The organism is Vibrio chemaguriensis (genome assembly GCF_012275705.1).
GTDB lineage: Bacteria > Pseudomonadota > Gammaproteobacteria > Enterobacterales > Vibrionaceae > Vibrio > Vibrio diabolicus.
Genome location: NZ_SHOE01000047.1, coordinates 1 through 8,461 on the forward strand (window position 1 = coordinate 1; position 8,461 = coordinate 8,461).

11 protein-coding genes are annotated in these 8,461 nt (G+C 39.3%); all 11 read left to right on the forward strand.

Annotated elements, in window-relative coordinates:
• The first annotated feature begins 16 nt into the window (after positions 1-16).
• Entirely contained in the window at positions 17-289 is a 273-nt protein-coding gene (locus tag EX191_RS22370) for a nicotinamide mononucleotide transporter (protein WP_005462157.1), read from the forward strand.
• Between the two features lie 150 nt (positions 290-439).
• Complete coding sequence (locus EX191_RS22870) at positions 440-874, forward strand: nucleotidyltransferase family protein (protein WP_206677677.1); 435 nt, start codon at positions 440-442, stop codon at positions 872-874.
• 95 nt (positions 875-969) lie between these two features.
• The gene (locus EX191_RS22875) at positions 970-1,563 is read left to right on the forward strand and encodes a hypothetical protein (RefSeq protein ID WP_243238778.1); all 594 of its coding nucleotides are present in this window, start codon (positions 970-972) and stop codon (positions 1,561-1,563) included.
• Between the two features lie 146 nt (positions 1,564-1,709).
• Entirely contained in the window at positions 1,710-2,402 is a 693-nt protein-coding gene (locus EX191_RS22385; protein ID WP_193448523.1) for a hypothetical protein, read from the forward strand.
• Entirely contained in the window at positions 2,402-2,962 is a 561-nt protein-coding gene (locus tag EX191_RS22390) for a hypothetical protein (RefSeq protein WP_193448524.1), read from the forward strand. Before EX191_RS22385 ends, EX191_RS22390 begins: the two co-directional genes overlap by 1 nt.
• 113 nt (positions 2,963-3,075) lie before the next feature.
• Positions 3,076-3,597, forward strand: coding sequence for a GNAT family N-acetyltransferase (locus EX191_RS22395; RefSeq protein WP_193448525.1), 522 nt, complete (start codon positions 3,076-3,078; stop codon positions 3,595-3,597).
• A gap of 155 nt (positions 3,598-3,752) precedes the next feature.
• Entirely contained in the window at positions 3,753-4,502 is a 750-nt protein-coding gene (locus EX191_RS22405; RefSeq protein WP_052505703.1) for a hypothetical protein, read from the forward strand.
• 153 nt (positions 4,503-4,655) lie between these two features.
• Positions 4,656-5,165, forward strand: a complete 510-nt coding sequence (locus tag EX191_RS22415) for a GNAT family N-acetyltransferase (protein ID WP_193448526.1) — start codon at positions 4,656-4,658, stop codon at positions 5,163-5,165.
• A gap of 170 nt (positions 5,166-5,335) precedes the next feature.
• A complete protein-coding gene (locus tag EX191_RS22425) occupies positions 5,336-6,244 on the forward strand; it encodes an Imm49 family immunity protein (protein ID WP_193448527.1) in 909 nt (302 codons plus the stop codon).
• A 755-nt stretch (positions 6,245-6,999) separates the two neighbouring features.
• A complete protein-coding gene (locus EX191_RS22435) occupies positions 7,000-7,197 on the forward strand; it encodes a hypothetical protein (protein WP_193448530.1) in 198 nt (65 codons plus the stop codon).
• A 376-nt stretch (positions 7,198-7,573) separates the two neighbouring features.
• Positions 7,574-8,461, forward strand: an 888-nt coding sequence (locus tag EX191_RS22440) for an endonuclease NucS domain-containing protein (RefSeq protein WP_193448529.1), incomplete at its 3' end; no start/stop codon positions are given.

Here is an 8,461-nt window from a genome sequence, read left to right on the forward strand (position 1 = left end):
TGTGCTTGGAGGAAAAATGGAATATTTTCAGTACTATGGAATCGATTGGGTTGCAATGGTACTTACGTTTCTTGCAATTTGGCAAATTGGAAATAAGAACAAAATCGGTTTCATTTTAATGATGTGCGGTAACACTAGTTGGGTAGCAGTTGGTTATCTTACTGGCAGTGTGGCAATGATAATTGCAAATATCATCTTTTTCTCAATGAACCTTAGAGCAATCATCAAATGGTCGACGCCAGAGAAAGAGCCTAAAGTTAGTGTTGCTGAGCAGTCATCTACAAGCTAGAAGTTCGCACATAACAAACTGTTCAAGAGGGATTCGCAACGCGTGGCATTTTCACTATGCGTTGATTTTAGTGATTAAGGTGGTTTACGGCGGCTTTTGTATTGCGTTGCTCACCCCTTAACAGGGCGTTATGTATATTTGGAGAGGTATATGGCAAGTCAAGCATATGAAAATCAGAAGGTAACCCTTCGTTATTCAAAAAAATCAATAGACAAGGCTGCTAGAGATATTCGCCATGGGTGTGAAGGAGCAGCAAGGGAAGATGCAATAAACAAAATCCAAAATTATCGAGAGCTTCATGCTTACCCTCTAATGTTAATGAAAAATCATTTGGTTAGAACGTCTAACAGAGTCTCGGATGAAATACTTGTTGCGCGCCGGTTGAAACGCTTACCTACCATCATCAACAAGTTGGAACGCCCGTCATTAGATGGAAAAAGTGATAACGCTATAAAATTTACACGTATGCAAGCCATCGGTGGTTGTAGAGCGATAGTCAAAAATCTGAAACAACTTAAAGAGCTTCAGGCATTATTGGTAAAAGCCGCTCAGTTCATAAAATTATTCATACTTCCGACTATTTAACTCCAAAGGAAAGTGGATATGGTGGTATCCATCTCGTCTATAGTTGTTTTGATGACGCAGAAGATAACCATAGCTGGAAGAAAACAAAAGTTGAAGTGCAACTAAGAACTCAGTTGCAACATGCTTGGGCTACAAGTCTTGAAATAATTGATACACTTGAACAGATTGAGCTCAAAACGAGCATGGGAGGCCACCCTATTTGGCGAGAGTTTTTTGCAATTGCAGGCAAGCTAGTAGCGCATGATGAAAAAGCATGTGTATTGGATAATACAGAAGTCGAGATTTTGGAAAAAAGGCTTCATGAACTTGAAGTGACGTTGGACGTTAAGAGAAAACTATCAAACTTTTCACTGGGTATACAAGCAACTACTCGTGGGCTAAAAGAGCTTAAATCACCAAAAAATATCGGTATGTGCTTAGTAACTTTGCACTCGAATTCTCTATCTTCTGCTAAATTTACTGGCAAAAATACTTTCAAGCTTGAAGTTGGAGTGGAGACATTTAAACTCGATCAGACTCCTAACGCATTGAAGGAACTGAATAAGTGTGAAAAAGATCCTGATGTACTAGTTTGTGTACTCCTGTCAGCTAAAAATGCTAAAAGTCTCCAAAAAGCTTACCCTAACTATTTTGGTTCTACCGCAGATTTTAGGCGGTTTATCCGAAAGCATACACAAAAATATACATAACAAACAATTTAAGAGTGATTCAGCACGCTTGGCATTTTTAGTGTGGGTCAAGTTCAATGTTTACGGTGGTTAAATTAAGTGTTGTGGTCGCGTGCTTCACACCTTAATTGGGCGTTATATCAATTTAGAGATAGGTGCAAAAAATAATGAAACTATATGAGAATGTAGTTATTGGAAACTTTCTTTATGGATTAGGATACTCTGTTGGTACTAAGAAAGGCGGAAATGAGGTTCTGTCAGTCGTAAACCTGCTTCAACAAACGCCAGCAGACAAAGAGTTGGGCGATGTACTTTTAGAATTTCCTGGAGTTGTAAAACTCATAGAGTTTAAAAACAAAGCTGGCAGCTTAAAAAAAGAGATGCAAAGACACTCTCAATTAAAGTCGGCATTGGGAGAAGACCATGCAAATATTTCTTTGTCTAAGAGTATTCACTGGTATGTTGAAACCGAGCCTTTTAATGATCTTTGTGTAAATAATATCAAACCTTATCTGGATGCTTTTGATAGTAGTGTTAACGATAGTTTTACATTAGAAACTTTTATTGAAAAAATTGTAGACGATGTATTTAGTAACGATACCACTTTTAGCGATGATGACTTTAAGGACTATTTGAGTTTGGTTGCTAGGTGCCAAGGCACAGGAGAGGTAGGAACTGGAGGTATAATCATCGCAGTTTCTGAGAGTGGAATTAAGTATTTCCAGTTTACGGACATTATGCAGCTCAGGTTACAACATAAAGAATATGTGAATGAGATAAAGAATCAATTTAATAAAAGTATAGAGGCTAAAAAAAGTCTTAATAGAACCAAAGGTTTCGATATGGGGATAAGTCGATAATGGAGAGGTTAGATAAATTATTTGATGCAGCTGCTAATTTGCTTGCTGCAAGTGAGAAAAATGAACAAAGATTTTTAAATGCAATCACGTCAATTGAAAAGACTAACCGGAGTGTTAGTAGAGTTGAGTCAGAGACTAAAAGAGCAATAAAAGAGTCTACCCAAAATGCATCAAGTGAAATAGCGGATAAGGTTTCGGAGCAATTATTTAAAAATCTTGAACATGCGCATGTTAAAGCAGAACAAGCAGCGTCCAGGTATGAGAAAGCAAGTAGATACTCGGTGTTAAAACTGTCTTTCATTATGCTTATATTATTAATTTGTGTTGCAATTAGTATTTGGTTCCTATTTGTCAAAGATATTCCCACTATAAATGAGATTAACGAGATAAGAAGTGAGAAAGCGCAACTTCAAGCTCAGATAGAGAAGCTTAATCAGTATGGTCACATCACGAGTTGTGATGGTAAATTGTGTGTTTCTGTAGATAAAAATGACAGCTATAAATCTAGTGATGGTAAGGTTATTTATTATGTAATAGCCCCTCGAGATAGTAAAAATTGATATAACAAAGCATTTAAGAGTGATTCGCAACGCTTGGCATTTTCGCTTCGCTCAAGTATAGCCAAGTGCCGCTCACACCTTAATGCGGCGTTAGCCCTTTTCGAGGAAACGATATGGAAATCGTACAAGAAATAGATGTTTCAGAATTGCATCATAAGGTAATCGAAGCATTAAGAAATCAAGCTTTTCCAGACAGCCAAGTAAGTCGTTCTTACTTTAAGCAGTTACCTCATATGCGTGCCCTTCATTTTCAAGGTGAACAGCTGGTTGGCTATCTTGGACTGGATTATCGCGTTGTTAGTGTCGGTGGGGAAATACATAAGGTTCTGGGCGTAATCGACTTTTGTGTTGACGAACGTTATCGAGGGCAAGGTATTGGCTCTTTTATGTTGTCAGAATTATCGGCATTTGCTGAAACTAAAGATGTGGATTTCATAATCCTTATATCTGAGTTACATGATTTCTACTCTACAAACGGCTTTTACCAAGTCCAGTGCATGCAGTCTTGGTTAAGGCTTCACGAGCACACCAACTTTGGAGTTGCTGTAGAGCATCTTGATGAACTGTATGTGAAACCACTCAGAGATAAGCAGTGGGGTGTTGGACATTTTGATTGGCTAGGTTATATGTACTAGTCAACCACAGGGCTAACAAACTGTTCAAGAGGGATTCGCAACGCGTGGCATTTTCACTATGCGTTGGTTTTAGTGTTTAAGGCGGTATGCGGCGGCTCTTGTATTGCGTTGCTCACCCCTTAACAGGGCGTTATACGAATTAATAAGGATACTAAATGGATAAAGCGTTAGATGGTGAAAAAATAGAGTGTTTTGTAATCATGCCGATCTCAGATCAGCAAGGTTACGATAAAGACCATTTTCAATTAGTTTATGAAGATATCATTAAACCTGCAGTCAGTTTAGCGGGCATGATACCCGTGAGAGCAGATGAAACTAAAGGATCTAATCTCATCCAACTGGATATCCTGAGAAAAGTAATAAAACTTCCAATTGCTATTTGTGATATTAGTGCTAAAAACCCTAATGTTTTTTATGAGCTTGGCATGAGGCAGGCATTTGATATGCCGACTGTAATTCTAAAAGATACTAATACTGATGCTCCTTTTGATATCAGTGGCCTTAGATATTGCGATTACAATGCTAATATGAAGCATCGTGAGGTAAAAACTGCGATATCGAAACTCTCTAGCATGTTGAAGGAGACATATGCAAATAGAGATAACACCTCAGAAGTTAACTCACTCGTAAGGTTACTAGAGTTATCAAATGCCGCTGAGTTGCCTAGTTCGAATTTATCCACACAAGAGAAAGAAACTAAGTTACTAACTCTGAAATTAGATAGAATCGTTGAAAGTATTGAATCTCTGCAACATCAAGTACAAAACTTGGATAATGATGACACAGAAGACTTTTTTGAAGTGAAGTCAAGGCCGTTAACAAATCTACGTCAACAGCTTCGAAGCCAGCGCCAAAATAAGGACTTTGAACAGTCATCTATGTTTGATGAGGATATTCCGTTCTAAATTCGTATAACAAACTGTTTAAGAGTGATTCGCAACGCGTGGCATTTTTACTATGCGTTGTGTTTAGTGGTTAAGGTGGTATGCGGAGGCTTTTGTATTGCGTTGCTCACACCTTAACAGGGCGTTATAAAGCTCGAAGAAAAAGGACATTTCGTGGAAATTCGAACAGGTAAACTTGAAGATGTTGCTGGTATCACCGACATCTATAATTTTTATATTGAGCACACTAATGCACGCTTTGAGGAAGTTCCATTTACTCTGGAAAATCGTCAGAAATGGTTTTCTCAGTTTTCTAGCACTACCAAATATCAACTATATGTAGCCGAAGAGAACGGCGTGTTGTTAGGTTTTGCATGTTCCCAACCGTACAGAGCAATTTCAGCTTTTGACGACACCGTAGAAGTGACCGTTTATCTGGCACAAGAAGCAAGGGAAAAAGGTTTAGGTTCTAAACTATATACTCAGTTGTTCTCATCAATTCGTGCCTATGGTGTCCATCGTGTATTGTCGGGTGTTGCATTACCAAACGACGCATCAGTTGCATTACATAAACGGTTTGGTTTCAGAGAAGTCGGAGTTTTCAATGAATATGCGAAGAAACATGGGCAGTACATAAGCTCAGTGTGGTTAGAAAAGGCGTTTAACGTAGAGTCCGCTTTATAACAAACAATTTAAGAGTGATTCGGCACGCGTGGCATTTTTGGTATGCGTTGGTTTTAGTGGTTAAGGTGGTATGCGGAAGCATCGGTATTGCGTGCCTCACACCTTAATTGGGCGTTATACGCCGGAGTACTACTTGTGCTAGATATAATAAAATATAAATTGAGTAATAAATGACGACACAACAATACCCGCCAATCAACTACGATGGCGCTCGAAAAGTATACAAAGAACAACCAGGAAATATTGCGGCTTTGACCGATGTAATCACACGCAGGTTGGCGCAAAGTGAAGAGTGGAATTATGTCAATCCAGGAGATTTGGGGTTTGCGCTTTACACTAGATCACTATATTTAAAACTTGCGGACATTGACAGTGCATTGCACTCCCTCGTCGCTTGGCAGTATTTTGACTCAAAAAGTATTGAATATGCCTTACTGGAGGATGGCGAAAAGATTACGATTTCGTTACCAAATAAAGAGGTGTCATTTGGTTTTCACTCTGATAGGGATCGCCGTGGGATTGAAGGCGCGCATCTGGAGATATCCACATGGCGCTCTTTGTTGTGCGAAGATTTTGATAGCGCAAGACGCTTCGTTAAAATCGTGGATCACCCGCAAGTTAAATGGCGGAGCGAATCTGGTGATACCTTCATTAGGTTGCTCGGGTGTGTTTTCAGCTTGAGTGATGGCGAGCCTATGGATTTGATTCAGGAGTACGTCAACCATAGTGCCTCTGAGCCGGTGAGTCACGATAAGCCTGATAGTGTCACCTACCTCGATTTACCAGTGATCGATGTGATGATGAAAGTATTTGGTGGCGCTGATGAAAAAACCTACCAGAAGGCAATGTACTCTGCAGTTCAAAATCACCATGAATATTGGAGCCAGCCACGCCTGAATGATTCAGAACACGGCTATTTTTCCATGCAACTGACCACCCTAGCCAAAGTCGCCTTTGCAAGGTATGGTTACCGCATTGGTTTTGACACTGACTATGTACCAGAGGTGTTCTATACCCAACCGCTACCCACGTTGAGCTATGATTTTTTAAATAAATACACAGCACCAGAACACGACTAAACGGTATTGTCTCTTCTGGTTTGCGTATAACAAACTGTTTAAGAGTGATTCGCAACGCGTGGCATTTTTATTATGCGTTGGTTTAAGTGATTAAGGCGGCATGCGGAAGCATCGGTATTGCATTGCTCACACCTTAACAGGGCGTTAGCACTGGGTTGGCATCAAAGGTTAAAAGTTTCTGTGTTTATTGGTTTCTTTTCCTAGCTTTGCACCTGATCAAATGTACCTTTCATGTTCGCTCCGGTGGCACTAGATGTGAAGTTTTCGTTTTGACTTCATCGTTTACGGCTTCTAACTTTTTGGGCTATTTCTCTGGTGTTGTTTCTTTGGCGTAGAGAAATTTTAGGTAAAAGTGCAGTTCTTTTTCGCTGCTGTTCAGGTTCTAAGCCCGAATTCTTTGCTAATTTGAAAACGGTGAAATAGGGCAGTTAAGCATGTTTTTCTTCTAGCCAACTTACGTCTCGAAGTTAGTTTTGAGTTTGGCAGCTGTCCGTTTGGTTTCAGTGTTTTAAGCCATAAGTTTCGTGCTATGTTTCAATATCTTGGCGTGTACCAAAAGCTTAAAGGGCAGCGTGCTAACAAACAGTTCAAGAGGGATTCAGCACGCGTGGCATTTTTGGTATGCGTTGGTTTCGGTGTTGAAGTGCCATGCAGTAGCTTTGGTATTGCGTGCTTCACCCCTTAACTGGGCGTTAGTTGCCATGAGGAAAAACGCAGTTAAATTCCAAAATCTAGCGGTAAAAGCGCAGAGTTAAATGAGTTTTTTGCAAAATCCAGTGTTGGATATTTCAGCTAAGATCCAAATTTGGCATTACTGCACCGCTGATTTGTTCTTTGGTGTTGCAGATTTTAGGCTAGAAGGACGGCCATTTTTCGCTGAAAAACTGCTCGGTGAGTTTCCCGTTTCAAAAGCATATTTACTTGCTGAAAAGGCGCTTTCTCTGGCGTGGTGAGTTCACGTGGTTTCAGCGATTTTGTTGAAAGTCCGCATTGTGAGATTGTCTTTCCAAAAGAGATTTTTGGTGTTGTTAGTCCGTTTTCTGCGACGTTGTATGTTCCAAGTGGTTTCAGTGACTAGCCGCTTTGAGACTACGCCTGACTTAACGGCATCAAAGTACGTGGATTTTGTGTTCGCAAAGTCTAAACTGTCCTAAAATCAGTAAATTGGACAGGCAACTAACAAACAATTTAAGAGTGATTCAGCCCGCTTGGCATTTTTGGTTTGGGTTTGACTCAGTGTTTACGGTGGTCAAATGACGTGCCGTGGTCGCGTGCTTCACACCTTAATTGGGCGTTATGCCTCATATCAACGTACGAGGGTTAGAAATTTTGAAAATACAAGAGTCTGAAATTAGGAGTAATCTAGCTGAACATATTGCTCATCTAGATCCGATGCTTACAGTGATCAAAGAAGAACACTATATTGGTTTCGATGATGGTAGAAAAGCATTTATTGATATTTTAGCAAAGGATAAATTTGGTTGTTACACAGTAATAGAATTAAAAAAAAGCAATAAATCAGCACGAACAACTATTCAACAGTTACTAAAATATACATCTTTTTTGAAAGAAAAGTATCAGCTTGAAAATTCACAGATTAGATGTATAGCGGTTTCAACTCATTGGGATGAGTTGAGGTCTCCGTTCAGCGAGTTTAAAAAATTTTCTGACTATGAAGTTAAAGGTTACTCACTTGAGTACAATGAAAGCAAACCGCCAATACTTAATGAGGTTGATCCTGATTTTATAGTAGGTGATAACAAGCCTCTCTCAAGTTTCTTTTGTTTTAAATTTGAAACCAAAGAAATTAGGGATAGGAATATTGAAATATTTGAAAGTGTTCTAAGAAGGGCAAAGTCACTAAATTATGTTACTTTCCCCTTACATGTATTCGAAGGAATGGAAACTCCTGCCGAGCCATACTGCATGGATGAATACCCCTACGCTTTTGCATGGGTTGTATTTCATGGCGATATTGGAAAGCTGAGTTCAGAAATTAGTGAATTTGAAGTTGATTCTGGTGAGCTAGGCTTTTTGGCAATGTGGGAAAATAGCTACGAATTAAGTAAATTAAGAACAAAAATTGTGGCAGAATACCTAGAATCATCCGAAAATATTGGATTCTTTAAGGGGTATGCCTGTCTCTTATACACATCTGAAAAAAAAAAAAAAAAAATATCACATAGACACATCTCCGAGCCCACGAAGACTACACTC